The organism is Caulobacter sp. FWC2 (assembly GCF_002742625.1).
Classification (GTDB): Bacteria; Pseudomonadota; Alphaproteobacteria; order Caulobacterales; family Caulobacteraceae; genus Caulobacter.
Genome location: NZ_PEBF01000001.1, coordinates 2,694,358 through 2,711,201, shown reverse-complemented (window position 1 = coordinate 2,711,201; position 16,844 = coordinate 2,694,358). Strand labels below are relative to the sequence as shown.

Below are 16,844 nucleotides of genomic sequence, written 5' to 3'. Positions count from 1 at the left end.
CATTCACGGATCGATCCTCGAAGGCTATAGGGCGAGCATGAAGCAGCTGAGAACATGGTGGCGCGGCGTGGGAGGGCTCCTGTTGCCCTGCCTGCTGGCGCTCATGGTTCTCTCGCCGACGATCGACGCCGCGGTCTGCTTTGGCGACAGCGGCGTGGCTTCCGCGCCGGTCGCCGAGGTCGCCTCCGTGGCCAAGCCGGACTCCAAGCCGGCCGATCGCCATGACGGCGGGGATGTCTGCCAGCACGGGCACTGTCACCACAGTGCGCCGATGTTGATCGCCCAACTGGACAGTGAGCCGGTGCGTCCCTTGCGCCAGACCTTGCATCCGACCCTCAACGCTAGCCCCGCGCCGTCCCTTGCCCCGGCCGGCCCCGAACGTCCTCCACGCGCCTGACGGACTGCGCGCGATTTCGCGCGCGCTCTTTTCCGTCACATCGCGAGGATTCTCATGTCATCGACTCGATGGCCGCTCCGTGCGGCCTTGGCCTGCGCCGCCGCGGGAGCGCTTTGCGCCGCGCCGGCTTATGCCGACCCGGCGCCCCCGTTCGCCGAACTCCTGCGGCGGGCCCAATCCGCCGCCCCCCGTCTGGCCGAAAGCCGCGCGGACGTCGCCCAATCCGAAGGCCTGGCCCGCCAGGCCGGAGCCCGTCCCAACCCGACGCTCAGCCTCAATGTCGAGAACTTCGGCGGATCGGGCCCGTTCAAGGGCGGCGACGCCGCCGAAAGCACCGCCGCGTTCGAACAGGCGCTGGAACTGGGCGGCAAGCGTCCGGCCCGCATCGCCGCCGGTCGCGCCGAACTTGAAGCGGCCCGCGCCAAGGCCGCCCAGGCCCAGGGTGATTTCGCGTTCGACCTGGCCGCCGCCTACGCCCAGGCCGAGGCCGCCGATCTTCGGCTGAAGCTGGCCGGCGACGCGATCGCCCTGGCCGAGGAGGACCTTCGCGTCACCCGGGCCATGGTCGAGGCCGGCAAGGAGGCCGACCTGCGCAGCCTCCAGGCCCAGTCGGTGATTGAAGCGGCCCGCGCCCAACTGGGCGAAGCCCGAGCCGAGCGCGCCGGCGCCTTCGCCAGGCTGACGGCTCTGGCCGGCGGCGACCTGCCGATCACCTCGATCGCTTTCAGTCTCCTAGCCCACGCCGATCGGATGGAGCCCTTGCCGGTCGTCGATCCGATCGCCACGCCGCCCTATCTGGCGGCGCAGGCCGAGCGGGAGGCGGCCGCGCGCCGGGTTCGGGTCGAACAGACCCGCGCCGCGCCGGACGTGTCGGTGTCGCTGGGCGTTCGCCGCCTGGCGGGCGATGACGCCACCGCCCTGGTCGCCGGCGTCTCCGCGCCGTTTCCGATCTTCGATCGTAACAAGGGCAATATCTCCGCCTCGCAAGCGGCCCTTGTCGCCGCCGACGCCCGGCTCAACGCCGCGCGTCTCGACGCCCAGGCCGAGATCGCTTCGGCCTTGGCCAAGGCGGACGCGGCCCAGATCCGGGTGGGGGCCAGTCGGCAGGCCGAAACGACGGCCACCGAGGCCTACCGCCTGACCCGCTTGGGCTACGAAGGCGGCAAGTTGCCGCTGGTCGAAGTCCTCAACGCCCGTCGCGCACTGATCGACGCCCGCGACCAGATCCTCAACGCCCGGCTCGAGCGGCTCACCGCCGAAGCCGGCCTCGCGCGCCTGCAGGGCGCCGCGCCGTTTGGAGACCAACCATGAAGTCCTCTTCCATGCCGCTCTATGGCGGCGTCGCCGCCGCCGTGCTGATCGCCGGCGTCGGCGGGTTTGGCCTGGCCAAGCTCACCCAAAAGGCTCCGGCGGCTCCGGCCGCCCAAGCGCCCGCGGCCGCCGAGGGTCATGTCGACCAGGTCGTGCTGAAGCCCGAGGCGATTACCTCGGCCGGCATCCTGACCGAAACCGTCGCGGCCGGCGGTCTTTCGGCCGAGATCCTGGCGCAGGGGGCGGTCACGGCCTCGCCCAGCGGCCAGGCGGTCCTGACCGCCCGGGCCGGGGGCGCGGTCACCCGCATCTTCAAGCGCCTAGGCGACCCGGTGCGCGCGGGGGAGACCCTGGCGATCGTCGAAAGCGGCGACGCGGCCCAGATCGCCGCCGACCGCACCGCAGCCGGCGCTAAGGCGACCCTGGCCCAGAAGACCCTGGCCCGCGAGAAGTCGCTCTACGACCAGCGCATCTCACCGCGCCAGGACTATGAGCAAGCGCAGGCCGAAGCGGCCGCCGCCAACGCCGAAGCGCGCCGCGCACAGGTCGCCGCCGGCGCCGCGCGGGTCACGGCCGATGGCCGGGGCGTCATGGTCACCAGTCCGATCGCCGGCCGCGTCACCGCCGCGTCGGTCAGCCTGGGCGCCTTCGTCGAACCCCAGACCGAACTCTTCCGGGTCGCCGATCCGCGCCAGATCCAGATCGAGGCCTCGGTCACCGGACCCGACGCTCAGCGTATCGCGCCAGGCGACCGCGCCGTCCTCGAATTGACGGATGGTCGCACGCTCAACGTCGCGGTCCGCTCGATCACGCCCGGCCTCAACGCCGAAACCCGCGCCGCCACGGTGGTGCTGACCTTGCCGGAGGGCGCCAGCATCCTGCAGCCGGGCCAGACCTTGCGGGTTCGCATCCTGCCGGCCCGCGCGTCGGGGACCGGCGGCATCGTCGTGCCCGAGGAGGCGGTCCAGACCCTGGAAGGCAAGGACGTGGTCTTCGTCCGCACCGCCCAGGGCTTCAAGGCGGCAGCCGTTCAGGTCGGGGCGCGCAGCGCCGGCCGCGTGGAGATCCTCGGCGGTCTTTCGGCCGGCCAGAAGGTCGCCACCAAGAACGCCTTCCTGCTCAAGGCCGAACTCGGCAAGGGTAGCGGGGAGGAAGAATAGTCATGGCGTCGATGAACCTCCCGCCGCCGCCCGCGGCGGTCGCCGGGCCTGTGATCGAAACTCGATCCAGCCCGCGACTCAAAATTCTCTGGGCCCACGCCAATCCGGACCCAAAAGGTCTGCTCGTCGCCGGCCAGGTGCGTCGCGGCAGCGCGACGGTCGTCGTGGCCGGTGGCCATCTCGATGTCGACGCCTATGCGGCGACCGGTGTGCTGATCGCGCATCGCACGACGCGATGGAACGGTCTTCTGAACGGCGGACGCGGATCCCACCCGGCCGGCTACGCCGTGCGCTTGGATGTGGCGGCCTCGGATGTCGCCCGGATCGTGGTCAGTCATCACTTGGCTGACCATCGCGCGATGGAGGCGGGCCGATGATCGCCAAGCTTCTCTCTTTCTCGGTGCGCGCCCGCTGGGCCGTGCTGTTCGTCGTCCTGGGCATCTCGGTGCTGGGCGCCTGGCAGCTGACCAAGCTGCCGATCGACGCCGTGCCCGACATCACCAACAAGCAGGTGCAGATCAACACCAGCGACCCGTCGCTCTCGCCCATCGAGATCGAAAAACGCGTGACCTTCCCGGTCGAGACGGCCTTGGCCGGCATTCCGGGTCTTGAGACCACCCGGTCGATCTCGCGCAACGGCTTTTCCCAGGTCACCGCCGTTTTCAAGGAGAACGTCGACCTCTACTTCGCGCGCCAGCAGGTCAATGAACGCTTGGCCCAGGCCCGCGACAGCCTGCCCGAAGGGGTCCAGCCGCAGATCGGCCCGGTCACCACCGGTCTGGGCGAAGTCTTCATGTACGCCATCGATTTCGCCAATCCCGGCGGTCGCGGCGCGAAGATCCAGAACGGCAAGCCGGGCTGGCAAAGCGACGGGTCGTTCCTGACGCCTGATGGCGCTCGGCTGAACGACGATGTTTCCCGCGCGGCCTACCTGCGCACCGTCCAGGACTGGATCATCAGTCCCCAGCTGCGCGGCGTGTCCGGCGTCGCCGGCATCGACACCATCGGCGGTTTTGAAAAGCAGTACGTGGTCGAACCCGATCCCGTGAAGCTAGCCGCCTATGGCGTCTCGTTCTCCGAACTGGCCAAGGCGCTGGAGGCGGCCAATCTCTCGGTCGGCGCCAACTTCGTCGAGCGGGCGGGCGAGGCCTATCTCGTTCGCGCCGACGCCCGGATCCGAAGCATCGACGAGATCGCCAACGCGATTATCGCTACGCGTGGCGGTGTCGCCGTCGCGGTCAAGGACGTCGCCGCCGTCAAGCTGGGCGGCGAGCTTCGCACCGGCGCGGCCAGCATGAATGGCCACGAGGTGGTGATCGGCACTTCCTTGATGCTGATCGGCGAGAACAGCCGCACCGTCGCCAAGGCAGTCGGCGAGAAACTCACCCAGGTCGAAAAGTCCCTGCCGCCAGGGATCATCGTCACCCCGACGCTCGACCGCTCCAAGCTGGTCAACGCCACCGTCGCCACCGTCGAGCGAAACCTGCTCGAGGGCGCGGTGCTGGTGGCGGCGGCGCTCTTCCTGCTGCTGGGCAATGTCCGCGCGGCGCTGATCGCGGTGTTGATCATCCCGTTCTCGTTCCTGATGACCGCCATCGGCATGAACGGGCTGAAGGTCTCGGGCAATCTGATGAGCCTGGGCGCCCTGGACTTTGGCCTGATCGTCGACGGTACGGTGATCATCATCGAAAACTGCCTGCGGCGTTTGGCCGAACGCCAGCACCACGAGGGCCGGCTGCTGACCCTGCGCGAGCGATTGCAGGAAACGGTCCTGGCCTCGCAGGAAATGATCCGTCCGACCGTCTATGGCCAGGCGATCATCTTCTTGGTCTTCGCGCCCCTGCTGACCTTCACGGGCGTCGAGGGCAAGACCTTCTCGCCCATGGCCATCACCCTGATGCTGGCCCTGGCCAGCGCCTTCGTGCTGTCCCTGACCTTCGTGCCGGCCATGGTCGCCCTGCTGATCCGGGGCAAGGTCGCCGAAAAGGACGTCCCGGTCGTGGCTTGGATCAAGCGGATCTACGAGCCAGTCCTGCGCCGCTCGGTTGCTCGGCCCTGGCCGTTCATCGCCGCGGGCCTTGGTCTTTTCGCCATCGCCGGGGTGGTCTTCACCCTGCTGGGCCAGGAGTTCATTCCGCAGTTGGATGAAAAGAACATCGCCCTGTCTTCCCAGCGCATTCCGTCGACCTCCCTGGAGCAGTCGCTGGCCATGCAGAGGAAGGTCGAACAGGCGATCACCAGCCTGCCGGAAGTGGAGCGGATGTTCTCCAAGACCGGCACCGCCGAGGTCGCTACCGATCCGATGCCGCCCAACATCTCCGACGGCTTCGTGATCCTCAAGTCCGAGAAGGACTGGCCCAAGGGCGTCGACAGCAAGGCCGACATCCTGGAACGGGTGCAGGCCAAGCTCGACGGCCTGGTCGGCAACAGCTTCGAACTGACCCAGCCGATCCAGATGCGCTTCAACGAACTGATCGCCGGGGTTCGTGGCGACGTTGCCATCAAGCTCTATGGCGATGATCTGGAGGAGATGAGCGCCGCGGCCGCCAAGATCGGCGCGGCCCTGCAAGCGACCCCTGGGGCTGCCGACGTCCGGGTTGAACAGACCGACGGGGCCCCGACCCTCGACGTTCAGTTCGACCGCGCGGCCATCGCGCGCTTTGGTCTGAGCGTCGAAGATGTGGCCGACACCGTCGCCGCCGCCCTGGGCGGCCGGGAGGCCGGCCTGGTGTTCGAGGGCGATCGGCGCTTCGCCGTCGTTGTCCGCGTGCCGGCCGCCACCCGCAATGACCTGGACGTCCTGGGCGCCTTGCCGGTGATGCTGCCCGAGGAAGCGGGCCATGCTCGGGGCTCTGTTCCGCTCCGCGCCGTCGCCCAGTTCAAATTCGCCGATGGTCTCAACCAGATCAGCCGCGAGAACGGCAAGCGTCGGGTGGTGATCCAGGCCAATGTTCGGGGCCGCGACGTCGGCTCGTTCGTGGCGCAGGCCACGGGCAAGGTCGAGGCGGTGGCCCTGCCGTCCGGCGCCTGGCTCGAATGGGGCGGCCAGTTCCAGAACCTGAAGGCCGCGTCCGACCGCCTGGCCATTGTCGTGCCGCTGTGCTTCGCCCTGATCTTCGCCATCCTCTACATGGCGCTGGGCGGCATCGGCCGGGCCCTGGCGGTGTTTACCGCCGTGCCGCTGGGCCTGGCCGGGGGTGTCTTCGCCCTGGGCCTGACCGGGATCGCGTTCTCGGTGTCCGCGGCGGTGGGCTTCATCTGCCTGTCGGGCGTGGCGGTGCTCAACGGCCTGGTGGTCATGAGCAGCGTGCGCCAGCGGCTGGAAGACGGCGTCGAACTGACCCAGGCGATCATCGACGGGACCATGGAGCGGGTGAGGCCGGTGATCATGACGGGCCTGGTTCCGGCCATCGGCTTCGTGCCCATGGCCCTGGCCCATGGCACGGGGGCCGAGGTGCAAAAGCCCCTGGCCATCGTCGTCATCGGCGGCCTGATCACCGCCACGGCCCTGACCCTGCTCGTCTTGCCGGCCATCAGTCAGGTGATCCTGCGCATCGGCGGCCGGTCGGCCAAGGTCGATCACGACGCCGAACCCCTGACCGCCCACTAGCCCTGCGCCCCGGCGTCGCTTGGCGTCGGGGCGTTCCTTCCGGAGAGCGCCATGAGTCCTTCAATGATGCTGCTGAGGATCTACACAGACGAGGCGACCTATTTTGGCGACCGCCGCGTCTTCGAGGTGATCGCCGCCCGTGTCCGCGACGCCAAGCTGGCCGGGGCGACCGTGCTTCAGGCCCTGATCGGCTTTGGCAAGTCGGCCCATACCCATACCCGCCATATCCTCGACGACGACCAGTCGATCGTCATCGAGATCATCGACGAGGAGGAGCCCTTGCGGGCCTTTGTCGCGACCTTGGACGACCTGCCCGACATCGGCCTCGTCACGCTGGAGCGCGTGGAGGTCCTGCGCCGCGGTCCGCCAAGCCCCGTCCGGGCGGTTTCATGACCGCCGTCGCGCAGGCTGATCCGTTCATTCTGACCACCAGCCAGATCGTCGCCGCCAAGCCGCAGATGGCGTTCAAGCTGATCAGCGATCTTCCGGCCTATGCGACCTGGGCGCCGTTCCTGACCATCGTGCCGGCGGCCAGGCAAGCCGGGCCCGGGCAGCTGGATTTTCGGATTTGGGTCGGCAAGATCCCGGCGCCCTTCGTGATGGCCGGCGAGGTCGTGGTCAGTGAGCCCGGCCGCCTGATCGCCTGGCGGATGGGTGGGTTTGGCATCCGGCTCCTGGAGACCTTCGAGATCGCCCAGGTGCGGGCCGGGACGCAGATCAGCCATAGCGTCCAATGCGATGGCCGGCTCAGAGGGCTGATCGGCAAGGGTCTGCTGCGCACCTATGGCGGGGTCATGCGGGCGCTCGACGCCGCCATCGCCCGTCGGCTAGCCCTGCCAAAGATCCGACTTTGACGCCGAGACTTTTTCATACCGCCGAGGGGCTTGGTGAGCCTTGAAGCCATCTCGACCGTTGGGTTTGGCGGCCATCGCCGCCAAACCGCACCCTGACGCCGGAGACGACCCCATGGCCACCGCCAAGCCACACCCTGAAGACGGCGAAAAGCCCGGTCACGAGCACGACCATGATGGTGGCGGCGAAGCGGGCGGTCACGACCACGCGCATGGCGGCGTCTTCGGTGAGCGCACCGAACTGATCTTCGCGATCGGCTCGGGCGTTGCCCTGGCCACGGGCTGGTTGATAAGTCTGCGCCTGACCGGCCTGGCGCCCCTGGCCTTCTTCCTGATCGCCTACGGCCTGGGCGGCTTCTTCACGCTGAAGGAGGCGATCGAGAACCTTCGCAAGCGCCAGTTCGAGATCGACAGCCTGATGCTGGTCGCCGCGGCCGGCGCCGCGGCCCTGGGACAGTGGGCCGAGGGCGCGCTGCTGCTGTTCCTGTTCAGCATTGGCCATGCACTGGAGCATTTCGCGATGGGCCGCGCGCGCCGCGCCATTGAGGCCCTGGCCAAGCTGGCGCCGGAACGCGCCAGCGTCCGGCGCGGCGACACGGTCGTCGAGGTGCCGGTTGAAGACCTGCAGATCGACGACATCGTCTTGGTCCGGCCCAATGAGCGGATCGCGTCGGACGGCGTGGTGGTGGCCGGCCAGAGCAGTGTCGATCAGGCCCCGGTCACCGGCGAAAGCGTGCCCGTCGACAAGCGCCCCGTCGCCGACCCCGCCATCAGCTTCGAGCGCGCCAGCGCCGAGCACCGCGTGTTCGCCGGGACGATCAATGGGGCGGGGGCGCTCGATGTTCGCGTAGCGCGCAAGGCGTCCGAAACCACCCTGGCCCGGGTCGTCAAGATGGTGGCGGAAGCCGAAGCCCAGCGCTCGCCGACCCAGCAGTTCACCGACAAGTTCGAACGCATCTTCGTGCCATCGGTCCTGATCGGGGTCGGCCTCCTGATGCTGGCCTTCCTGGTCATCGACGAGCCGTTCAGCGTCAGCTTCTATCGCAGCATGGCGGTGCTGGTCGCCGCCAGTCCCTGCGCTCTGGCGATCTCGGTTCCCAGCGCCGTTCTGAGCGGTGTGGCCCGGGCCGGACGCGGCGGCGTCCTGGTCAAGGGCGGCGGCCCGCTCGAAAACCTGGGCACCCTGAACGCCATGGCGTTCGACAAGACCGGGACCCTGACCGAGGGCAAGCCCCGGGTGACGGACGTCCGCCCGTTGGAGGCTGTCGATGAGCGCGAACTGCTCGCCGTAGCCGTGGCCGTCGAAGCGCTCAGCGATCACCCGCTGGCCGCCGCGGTGGTTCGGGATGGCGGAGAGCGTTTGGGGGATCATCCGCGTCTTGTCGCTGACGGGGCCAGCAGTCTGACAGGTAAGGGCGTCCAGGCGCGGGTGTCAGGCCAGGACGCCGTGATCGGCAAGCCGGGCCTGTTCGACGGCAAGGATGCGCCGGTCCTGTCTGAGGCCATGCGCGCCTTGGCTGAAGACCTGGAAGCGCAGGGGCGCACGGTGATGGTCGTGCGCCACGGGGATCGCTTTCTGGGCGCCCTGGGCCTGATGGTCACGCCGCGTTCGGCCGCCAAGGGCGTGATCGCGCGGCTTCGCACCTTGGGCGTCAAGCGCATCATCATGCTGTCGGGCGACAACCAGACCGTCGCCAGCGGGGTGGCCAAGGAGCTTGGTCTGGACGAGGCGCGCGGCGGGCTGATGCCCGCGGACAAGGTCGCCATCATCCGCGAGCTGAAAGCCCAGGAAGGCAAGGTCGCCATGGTCGGCGACGGCGTCAACGACGCGCCGGCCATGGCCAATGCGACCGTCGGCGTCGCCATGGGCGCGGCGGGATCGGACGTGGCGCTGGAGACGGCGGATGTGGCCTTGATGGCCGACGATCTGAGCCATCTGCCTTTCGCTGTTGGTCTCAGCCGGCAGACCAGCCGGATCATCAAGCAGAACCTCTGGGTTAGCCTGGGCATGGTTGTGGTGCTAATCCCGGCGACGCTGTTTGGCCTGAAGATCGGCGCGGCCGTGGTGTTCCACGAAGGATCGACTTTGCTGGTGGTGGCCAACGCGCTGCGATTGCTGGCCTATCGGGATCGGACCGCCTGAGTCCGGGCTAAAAGGCCTTCGCCGGCTCCGCCCCTTCGGGCGGGGTCAAGCTTACGACCTGTGGACGCGCGGTCAGGTGACGATCGCGCCAACCGCCTGAACGGCGAGGATCAAGCCGACGATGGTGATCAGCGCGCCAGAGGCGTAGGGCGCGCGACGGGCAAGGGTCGCGAAAGCGCTCCCGAACTGCTTTTCGGCATGGCGCATACCCAAGGCGGCCACCACGCCGACGGTGACCATGGTGATGGCCAGGCCGATCGAGAAGCACAGCACCAGGGTCGCGCCGAGCGCGACCTGTTTGAGCTGCAAGCACAACAACAGGACCGTGATCGCGGCCGGGCAGGGGATCAGCCCGCCGGTCAGTCCAAACAGGAGGATCTGGCCGGTGGTGACGTCGCGGCCGGCGAAGCGCTGCTTGATGTCGTTGGCGTGGGCGCGCTCGTGCGCGTCCTGGTAGCCAGGATCGGAGACGTCTAGGCCGCCATGGTCATGGCCGTGCCCATGGTCGTGTTCGGCGAAGACGACGTCGAAGTCGTGGCTGTGCGAGCCATGGGCGATCGACAGCCGCGCATCGAACGCATGGGGCTCGGGGATCGTCTCCACCGACTCCAGGAAAGCGCCCTTGTCGGCGAAGGCGAAGGTCTGGACCGCGCCATCGGGCCGCGTGGTGGTTACGGTCAGTTCGCTGGCCCGCGGCGGGCGCCCGCGCTCTGCGGTGATGCGGAAGCAGGGCGGCACGCCATCCTCGAAGATCGCCAGGGCGACGACGCCGTGTCCGGTGTCGATCCGCCGGACTTCGTCGTCGTGGTCATGAGCATGGCCATGATCGTGGTCCTGCTCGTTGGCCGCGGCGCGTCCTTCGCGCCAAGTTCGCCAGACCATCCACAGCGCGACGGCGACGATGATCGCCGCCGAGGCCAGTTGGAACCAGGGCTCGGCCGTGTCGAGGTCGAGGTTGCGGCCAAAATAGAGGCCCGCCAGACCGATGATCCAGACGATCGCCGTGTGGGAGGCGGTCGCTGACAGCCCCAGCAGAATCGCCTGCCAGACCGTGCCGCGCACCGCGACGATGAAGGCGGCCATCATCGTCTTGGAGTGCCCCGGCTCAAGACCGTGCAACGCGCCCAGCAGCAGGGCCGAGGGCACGAACAGCCAGGCATGCCCCGCGCCCTGCGCGAGGAGATCGGCGAGGGATGTCATGGGCGCCTCAGAGGTACTTGGTAATGGTCTTGAGTTCGTCGATCGCCTTGGCCGCGCCCTTGGGATCATTTTCGGCCGCATGGGCCAGGCAGTGATCGATATGGTCGTGGATCAAGGTCTTTTTGGCGGCGGCGACCGCCTTCTCGATGGCGTGCAGTTGCTGGGCCAGGTCCAGGCACGTGCGGCCCGCCTCGATCATGGCGATGGTCTTGCGCAGATGTCCTTCGGCGCGCTTGAGCCGATTGACGATCTCGGGATGGGTTTCGTGGACTACGTGAGCCATGCAAATGTCCTATCCCCCAGGAGGGGATTAAGTCCAGCCAGTTTCGGACGATCGCCCTGCCTCGCACGCGGGCGTATCGCTTGACTGCTGAGGCGCGGGGGCCAGGATGCGCAACGAGGTGACGATGACCGCGATGCGACCGCACGGCCCCGATCCGCTTGAAGATGAGCCGCCGTCATGGCGAGGCGAGCTGGTGGTCGGCGACCTCTGGGCCTCATGGCGCGGGGCGGCCGGCGACGCCGCCCCGCATCGCCATCTGGCGGCGCAAGCCGTGATCGCGCCGATGGGGGCGTGTGTTGTCGATGGCGAGGGCCAGCGGCATGGCGCGACCGTGATCCTGATCGATCCGCTTGTCCGCCACGCGCTCCTGCCCATCGTGGAGGCCCAGATCCTGTTCGTGGAACAGGGCGCGATCGGCGCGCCCGCCGTCGCCCCGCTGCTTGAGAGCATCAGGGCGGCGCGGGACACGATCGCCATCATTGGCCCGCCCGAGGCGGGCTTCTGGCGCGCATGGCTCGACGGAGAAGCGCGATCGTCGCCCTGGCCGCCGCCTGGTTCGGAACGCCTCGCCGATCTGATCGATCGGCTCGCGCCGCTCGGGCTGCTGCGCCTCGAAACCGCCGCCTCGGCGTTCGGGCTTTCCAGCTCTCGGTTCCGGCATCGCTTTTCCGAAAGCTTCGGACTGCCGTTCCGCCGGTATGTCTTGTGGCGACGGCTGCGCCTGGCGGCCGTCGCCATGATGCAAGGGGCGGATGCGACCGACGCCGCCCACGCCGCGGGCTTCGCCGACCAGTCCCATTACGCCCGGACCCTGCGAGCGATGTTCGGCGTGACCGCCGGTCAGGCCTTGTCGAAGCCCCGGCTGGCGCCTGGGTCGCGCCTATCCTGAGCCCCGGTCTGCGGGTGAAACGGTTCGACGAGTTGGCGGACATAGCCAGACGGATAGTCGGGGCGTTCCTCGATCCCCAGGTCCCGCGAGGCAAAGCGGCGCTGGGCGTCGAAGACCGCCGTTCCCAGCAGGTGGTCCCAGATCGTCGTGAACAGGCCGAAATTGACATTGCCCAGGCGAGCGCTGCTCTGGTGGTGGAAGCGATGCACCGGCGCCAGCGCCAGGATGCGACGCAGCGGCCCGATCCGCATGTCGACGTTCGAATGCTGCAGGAGCAACTGGATCGCCACGGCGAAGGCCAGCAGGGCGCCGATGTTCAGCGGCAGGCCGATCAGGATCAGCGGCGCGACCCCCATCGAGGTTTCGACGGCCTGATGCACCGGATGCTTCATCAGCCCATTGAGGCCGTAGAGGCGGCGCGCTGAGTGGTGGACGGCATGGAAGCGCCACAGCCAGCTGATCTTGTGGCTGGCGTAGTGGGTCAAGGTGATGCCAGCGTCGGCGACCAGAATGGCCAGGAGAAGCTGGAGCGCGAGCGGCAGGTTCGCCGGCCACAGGGCCTTGAACGGCGAGATCAGCGTCAAGAGGGGGATAAGGCCGAGGGCCAGGCTGTTGCTCGCCTCGTTGACCAGGGCATGGGCGATGTCGCGGCCGCGATCGTGATGGTCGCGGTTCCAGTCGGCTTCATAGGGCGCCAGGCGCTCGGCCAGGAACGAGGCGCCGATCGCCATGACAAGCAGCGGGGCCAGCAGCCACAGCGGCGCGCCCATGGCGACCAGGGCGATGGCCAGGCCGTTGAAGCCCAGCAGCATGGCGGGCGCATAGAACAGGGTCAGGGCGGCGCGCATGGGCAGTCTCCGGGCGGATGATCCGTCCGCCGGACTGTGGAACCTGCCTTGCCGAGGCGCTTGAACGTAGGGGCTGGTTGGGGCGGCATGTCTCGACGCTGGCCGATGACGGCCTTCCGGCCTTGGCGGCGCCGAAGCGTCTAGCGGCGCAACAGCGCGTGCTGCCGACGCGCGCCGTATCGCGTCAGGCCTTGCGGCTTGTAGATCGACAGCACCGCGGGCACGAGCAGCACCAGCAGCCCGCCTGCGGCGTGGACGAGAAGCTGGATCCCCACGGCGCGAAGATCCGCCCTGGCCAGGATCGTCTCGGAGGCCAGACGGGCGGCCTGGTCGATCAAGTCGAGCTTCACCAGCAGTACGGCGGTGGCGAACAGGGTCATCAGCAGCTTGATCAAGACCCAGTAGTGGCGAAACAGCCCCCAGGCGGTGCCCAGCGACTGGATGAGCCCGGTGGCCAGGGCCGCCAGGGCCAGGGGCGTCACGACCAGCCGGGCGATCAAAGCCATGGCCGGATAGGCGGCGCGCACCATCTGAGGGTCGCGGCCGGCCAGGCCGGCGACGGACAGCGCCAGGAAGGCGGCGATGGCGCCGAGCAGGCCGACCGATGCGGTGACGTGGACGGTGAGCGCCAGCTTGCGCAGACCCGGCGACATGATCACGACGGTCGAGGTCCGTGATCCATGGCGGCGGACGGGTGTCGGCCCGAATCGCCAAGGCCGTGCCGCGGCGCCAGCCCGGTGAGATGCAGGACGACGAACAGCAGGACGAGGACGACGCCGACCACCTGAAAGGTCCTCACCCAGCCCGGCGTGCGATGGGGCGGCGGCCGGCCGGATGCGTCATCGGCGTCGTCAGCGGCGTCGGGAGAGGGGCTGGACATATTGGTCCTCGACGAAGGAAAGGGGCTGGGGGGCGTGCGTCCGCCATTTATCAATACATAGTGTCTCGATGAAGTCAAAATGTCTCGACCTTGGACATCGTCGTCGAGCCGCCTATGCTGGGCGGATGCCGAAGCTGTGGGACGAGACGATCGAGACGCATCGCCTGGCGGTGCGCGAAGCGACGCTGGACACCACGGCGGCGCTGGTCGCTGAGCACGGGCTGGCGTCGGTGACGATGTCGAAGATCGCCGCGCAGACCGGCATCGGTCGCGCGACGCTCTACAAGTACTTCCCCGACATCCAAGCGATCCTGATGGCCTGGCACGAACGGCAGGTCGGCCACCACCTTCGACAGCTCGCCGCGGTGCGCGACCAGGCGGGCGATCCTGGCCAGAAGCTGCAAGCCGTCCTTGAGGCCTTCGCGCTGATTTCCCATCAGCGCCACGATGGCGAGCTGGCGGCGCTGCTGCATCGTGGCGATCATGTCGTCCGGGCGCACCAGCAACTACATGACCTCATTCGTGATCTGGTGATCGAGGGCGCGAAGACCGGGGCGCTGCGCGACGACATCGCGCCGGATGAGCTTGCGACCTATTGCCTGCACGCCCTGACGGCGGCCAGTAGTCTTACGTCCAAGGCCGCCGTTCAGCGGCTCGTCGCCGTCACCCTGGCGGGCTTGCGCCCGCAGCCCTGACCCTGTCCACCTCGGCTCAGAGCTTCACGACCCGAAGCCGCAGGGCGTTGCTGATCACGCTGACCGACGACAGCGCCATGGCCGCCGCGGCGATCTGCGGCGAAAGCAGCCAGCCGAACATGGGATAGAGCGCGCCCGCGGCGATCGGGACTCCGGCCACATTGTAGATGAAAGCGAAGACCAGGTTCTGGCGGATGTTGCGCATCACCATCCGCGACAGGCGGCGCGCCCTGACGAGGCCCTGCAGGTCACCCTTCAGCAACGTCACCCCGGCGCTCTCGATGGCCACGTCCGAACCGGCGCCCATGGCGACGCCGACATCGGCGGCGGCCAGCGCCGGGGCGTCATTGACGCCGTCGCCAGCCATGGCCACGACGCGGCCCTCGGCGCGCAGTTTCTGGACGACCTTGGCCTTGTCCTGCGGCAGCACCTCGGCTTCGACATCCTCGATGCCCAAGCGCTTGGCGACGGCCAGCGCCGTGGTGCGGTTGTCGCCGGTCATCATCACCAGCCGGACGCCGTCGGCCTGCAGGGCGCGCACCGCCTCCGGCGTGGTCGGCTTGATCGGGTCGGCGATCCCAAGCACGCCGGCCAGGCGTCCGTCGATCGCCGCGAAGACAGCGGTCGTCCCGTCCTGGCGCAGGGCTTCGGCCTGCGTCAGCAGCGCGGTTAGGTCGACACCCTGCTCGGCCATCAGCGGCGCGCCGCCGAGCACGATCTTCTTGCCATCGACCACGCCGATCACGCCCCGACCGACCGGCGAGTCGAAGTCGACGGCCTCCGACAGCGACAGGCCGCGATCCTTGGCCGCGCGCAGCACGGCGTCGGCCAGGGGATGCTCGCTGCCGCGCTCCAAGCTGGCCGCCAGCCGCAGGAGCTCGCCTTCATCGATGCCGACCACGGTCTCGATGGCGGTAACGGCCGGCCGACCCTCGGTGAGGGTGCCGGTCTTGTCGATCACCAGGGTGTCGATCTTCTCGAAGCGCTCGAGGGCTTCGGCGTTCTTGATCAGCACGCCGGCCTGCGCGCCCCGGCCCACCCCGACCATGATCGACATCGGCGTGGCCAAGCCCAGCGCGCAGGGGCAGGCGATGATCAGCACCGAGACGGCGGCGACCAGGGCATAGGCCAGCCGGGGGTCTGGCCCGACGATCGCCCACGCGGCGAAGGCGACGGCCGCCACGGCGATGACAGCGGGCACGAACCAGCCGGCGACCTGATCGGCCATCCGCTGGATCGGCGCGCGGCTGCGCTGTGCGTCGGCGACCATCTGCACGATGCGCGAGAGCAAGGTGTCGGCTCCCACCTTTTCGGCCCGCATCACGAAGGAGCCGGTCTTGTTGATCGAGCCGGCGATGACCTTGCCGCCCGGCTCCTTGGTCACCGGCATGGACTCGCCCGTCACCAGGGACTCGTCGATCGACACGCGGCCTTCGACGATCTCGCCGTCCACCGGCACCCTCTCGCCCGGACGGACACGCAACCGATCGGCCACGAGGACAAGGTCGAGCGTGACCTCTTCGTCGGTCCCGTCATCGCGGATGCGCCGCGCGGTCTTGGGCGCCAAGTTGAGCAGGGCCTTGATCGCCCCGCTGGTCCGCTCGCGGGCTCGCAGTTCAAGAACCTGGCCCAAGAGCACCAGCACGGTGATCACGGCGGCCGCTTCGAAATAGACCGGAACAGCGCCCGCGGCGTCGCGGAAAGCGGGCGGGAAGACGCCGGGAGCCAGCACCGCCACCATGCTGTAGAGCCAGGATACGCCGACGCCCATGGCGATGAGCGTGAACATATTGAGCTGGCGCGTGCGCAGTGAGGCCCAGCCGCGCACGAAGAAGGGCCAGCCGGCCCAGAGCACGACAGGCGTCCCCAGCGCCAGCTGGATCCAGTTGGATGTCTGGCGGCTCATCAACATCATCAAGCCGCTGAGGTGACCGCCCATCTCCAGCGCGAAGACCGGGACGGTGAGCGCCAGGCCGATCCAGAACCGCCGGGTCATGTCGTCGAGTTCGTGACTTGGTCCCGAGTCCGCCGTCACCGTCACCGGTTCGAGCGTCATGCCGCAGATCGGGCAGGAGCCGGGGCCGACCTGCCGTATCTGCGGGTGCATGGGACAGGTGTAGATCGTCCCTTCGGCCGCGGCGGGCGCGGCCTGCGTGGCCGTCGCCAGATAGCGCTCGGGGCTGGCGATGAACTTGTCGCGGCAGCCCGCCGAACAGAAGGAAACCGTCCTGCTCCCATGCTCGACATGGTGGGGCGTTTTGCGCGGATCGACCGTCATGCCGCAGACGGGATCGATGGCCGGATCGGCTTGGGGCGATACGCTCGTCTGCGCCCCATGGTCGTGATCGTGACTCTGGGCGCGGGTCATGTCGTCCCTATCTAGCCTCGCGACGGCTTCGCAAATCGTGTGGACGCGCGCCCATATGCGCAATGGAGAATGGGCGAGACGCCTTCGCGGGGTATATGCCGCAACTCCACAGCTGGGGATTTGATCCAAGACAAGCCCAGGCCGCTCAATCGCCTAGACCGCATCAAAGGCCCGGCGCGACTTCGGCCGGCGTTCAGGACGATCGCTGG

The 16,844-nt window shown here is 68.5% G+C and carries 16 protein-coding genes; 10 read left to right on the top strand and 6 right to left on the bottom strand.

Annotation, left to right across the window (positions count from 1 at the left end; translation table 11 throughout):
• Nucleotides 1-37: 37 nt before the first annotated feature.
• From CSW62_RS12980 to CSW62_RS12945, 8 genes are all read left to right on the top strand, one after another.
• Nucleotides 38-397 carry a hypothetical protein gene (locus CSW62_RS12980; protein WP_099578395.1) on the top strand — a complete coding sequence of 120 codons (360 nt, stop codon included), beginning with the start codon at nt 38-40 and terminating at the stop codon, nt 395-397.
• A gap of 54 nt (nt 398-451) precedes the next feature.
• The gene (locus CSW62_RS12975) at nt 452-1,708 is read left to right on the top strand and encodes a TolC family protein (protein WP_099578393.1); all 1,257 of its coding nucleotides are present in this window, start codon (nt 452-454) and stop codon (nt 1,706-1,708) included.
• Nucleotides 1,705-2,868 (top strand): efflux RND transporter periplasmic adaptor subunit, encoded by a 1,164-nt coding sequence (locus tag CSW62_RS12970; RefSeq protein ID WP_099578391.1) that lies wholly within the window; start codon nt 1,705-1,707, stop codon nt 2,866-2,868. The genes CSW62_RS12975 and CSW62_RS12970 overlap by 4 nt, the downstream gene beginning before the upstream one ends.
• A gap of 2 nt (nt 2,869-2,870) precedes the next feature.
• Nucleotides 2,871-3,245 (top strand): hypothetical protein, encoded by a 375-nt coding sequence (locus CSW62_RS12965; RefSeq protein ID WP_099578389.1) that lies wholly within the window; start codon nt 2,871-2,873, stop codon nt 3,243-3,245.
• Complete coding sequence (locus tag CSW62_RS12960) at nt 3,242-6,478, top strand: CusA/CzcA family heavy metal efflux RND transporter (RefSeq protein WP_099578387.1); 3,237 nt, start codon at nt 3,242-3,244, stop codon at nt 6,476-6,478. The genes CSW62_RS12965 and CSW62_RS12960 overlap by 4 nt, the downstream gene beginning before the upstream one ends.
• A gap of 51 nt (nt 6,479-6,529) precedes the next feature.
• On the top strand, nt 6,530-6,871 hold the full coding sequence (locus CSW62_RS12955) for a DUF190 domain-containing protein (RefSeq protein ID WP_099578385.1): 342 nt from the start codon (nt 6,530-6,532) through the stop codon (nt 6,869-6,871).
• The gene (locus tag CSW62_RS12950) at nt 6,868-7,332 is read left to right on the top strand and encodes an SRPBCC family protein (RefSeq protein WP_099578383.1); all 465 of its coding nucleotides are present in this window, start codon (nt 6,868-6,870) and stop codon (nt 7,330-7,332) included. The genes CSW62_RS12955 and CSW62_RS12950 overlap by 4 nt, the downstream gene beginning before the upstream one ends.
• Nucleotides 7,333-7,444: 112 nt before the next feature.
• Nucleotides 7,445-9,472: a heavy metal translocating P-type ATPase gene (locus tag CSW62_RS12945; RefSeq protein WP_099578380.1), complete on the top strand. Its 2,028-nt coding sequence runs from the start codon at nt 7,445-7,447 to the stop codon at nt 9,470-9,472.
• Between the two features lie 72 nt (nt 9,473-9,544).
• Here the strand turns inward: CSW62_RS12945 and CSW62_RS12940 are convergent, their stop codons facing one another.
• On the bottom strand, nt 9,545-10,672 hold the full coding sequence (locus CSW62_RS12940) for a nickel/cobalt efflux transporter (RefSeq protein ID WP_099578378.1): 1,128 nt from the start codon (nt 10,670-10,672) through the stop codon (nt 9,545-9,547).
• Nucleotides 10,673-10,679: 7 nt separating this feature from the next.
• Complete coding sequence (locus CSW62_RS12935; protein WP_099578376.1) at nt 10,680-10,955, bottom strand: metal-sensing transcriptional repressor; 276 nt, start codon at nt 10,953-10,955, stop codon at nt 10,680-10,682.
• Between the two features lie 106 nt (nt 10,956-11,061).
• Between CSW62_RS12935 and CSW62_RS12930 the strand changes: the two genes are divergently transcribed.
• The gene (locus CSW62_RS12930; RefSeq protein ID WP_199170593.1) at nt 11,062-11,844 is read left to right on the top strand and encodes an AraC family transcriptional regulator; all 783 of its coding nucleotides are present in this window, start codon (nt 11,062-11,064) and stop codon (nt 11,842-11,844) included.
• Here the strand turns inward: CSW62_RS12930 and CSW62_RS12925 are convergent.
• From CSW62_RS12925 to CSW62_RS12915, 3 genes are all read right to left on the bottom strand, one after another.
• Nucleotides 11,796-12,692 (bottom strand): sterol desaturase family protein, encoded by an 897-nt coding sequence (locus tag CSW62_RS12925; RefSeq protein ID WP_099578372.1) that lies wholly within the window; start codon nt 12,690-12,692, stop codon nt 11,796-11,798. The genes CSW62_RS12930 and CSW62_RS12925 overlap by 49 nt on opposite strands.
• 140 nt (nt 12,693-12,832) lie before the next feature.
• Nucleotides 12,833-13,345 (bottom strand): hypothetical protein, encoded by a 513-nt coding sequence (locus CSW62_RS12920; protein WP_099578370.1) that lies wholly within the window; start codon nt 13,343-13,345, stop codon nt 12,833-12,835.
• 2 nt (nt 13,346-13,347) lie between these two features.
• On the bottom strand, nt 13,348-13,572 hold the full coding sequence (locus CSW62_RS12915) for a hypothetical protein (RefSeq protein WP_099578368.1): 225 nt from the start codon (nt 13,570-13,572) through the stop codon (nt 13,348-13,350).
• Between the two features lie 125 nt (nt 13,573-13,697).
• Here CSW62_RS12915 and CSW62_RS12910 point away from each other — a divergent pair, with 125 nt between their 5' ends.
• On the top strand, nt 13,698-14,267 hold the full coding sequence (locus CSW62_RS12910; RefSeq protein WP_099578366.1) for a TetR/AcrR family transcriptional regulator: 570 nt from the start codon (nt 13,698-13,700) through the stop codon (nt 14,265-14,267).
• Nucleotides 14,268-14,283: 16 nt separating this feature from the next.
• Here the strand turns inward: CSW62_RS12910 and CSW62_RS12905 are convergent, their stop codons facing one another.
• A complete protein-coding gene (locus tag CSW62_RS12905; protein ID WP_099578364.1) occupies nt 14,284-16,635 on the bottom strand; it encodes a heavy metal translocating P-type ATPase in 2,352 nt (783 codons plus the stop codon).
• Nucleotides 16,636-16,844: the final 209 nt, after the last annotated feature.

Bases quoted from the DNA above. Each gene is read 5' to 3' on its own strand.
- CSW62_RS12980 (WP_099578395.1), top strand. From the start codon at position 38: ATGAAGCAGCTGAGAACATGGTGGCGCGGCGTGGGAGGGCTCCTGTTG.
- CSW62_RS12975 (WP_099578393.1), top strand. From the start codon at position 452: ATGTCATCGACTCGATGGCCGCTCCGTGCGGCCTTGGCCTGCGCCGCC.
- CSW62_RS12970 (WP_099578391.1), top strand. From the start codon at position 1,705: ATGAAGTCCTCTTCCATGCCGCTCTATGGCGGCGTCGCCGCCGCCGTG.
- CSW62_RS12965 (WP_099578389.1), top strand. From the start codon at position 2,871: ATGGCGTCGATGAACCTCCCGCCGCCGCCCGCGGCGGTCGCCGGGCCT.
- CSW62_RS12960 (WP_099578387.1), top strand. From the start codon at position 3,242: ATGATCGCCAAGCTTCTCTCTTTCTCGGTGCGCGCCCGCTGGGCCGTG.
- CSW62_RS12955 (WP_099578385.1), top strand. From the start codon at position 6,530: ATGAGTCCTTCAATGATGCTGCTGAGGATCTACACAGACGAGGCGACC.
- CSW62_RS12950 (WP_099578383.1), top strand. From the start codon at position 6,868: ATGACCGCCGTCGCGCAGGCTGATCCGTTCATTCTGACCACCAGCCAG.
- CSW62_RS12945 (WP_099578380.1), top strand. From the start codon at position 7,445: ATGGCCACCGCCAAGCCACACCCTGAAGACGGCGAAAAGCCCGGTCAC.
- CSW62_RS12940 (WP_099578378.1), bottom strand. From the start codon at position 10,672: ATGACATCCCTCGCCGATCTCCTCGCGCAGGGCGCGGGGCATGCCTGG.
- CSW62_RS12935 (WP_099578376.1), bottom strand. From the start codon at position 10,955: ATGGCTCACGTAGTCCACGAAACCCATCCCGAGATCGTCAATCGGCTC.
- CSW62_RS12930 (WP_199170593.1), top strand. From the start codon at position 11,062: ATGCGCAACGAGGTGACGATGACCGCGATGCGACCGCACGGCCCCGAT.
- CSW62_RS12925 (WP_099578372.1), bottom strand. From the start codon at position 12,692: ATGCGCGCCGCCCTGACCCTGTTCTATGCGCCCGCCATGCTGCTGGGC.
- CSW62_RS12920 (WP_099578370.1), bottom strand. From the start codon at position 13,345: ATGTCGCCGGGTCTGCGCAAGCTGGCGCTCACCGTCCACGTCACCGCA.
- CSW62_RS12915 (WP_099578368.1), bottom strand. From the start codon at position 13,572: ATGTCCAGCCCCTCTCCCGACGCCGCTGACGACGCCGATGACGCATCC.
- CSW62_RS12910 (WP_099578366.1), top strand. From the start codon at position 13,698: ATGCCGAAGCTGTGGGACGAGACGATCGAGACGCATCGCCTGGCGGTG.
- CSW62_RS12905 (WP_099578364.1), bottom strand. From the start codon at position 16,635: ATGACCCGCGCCCAGAGTCACGATCACGACCATGGGGCGCAGACGAGC.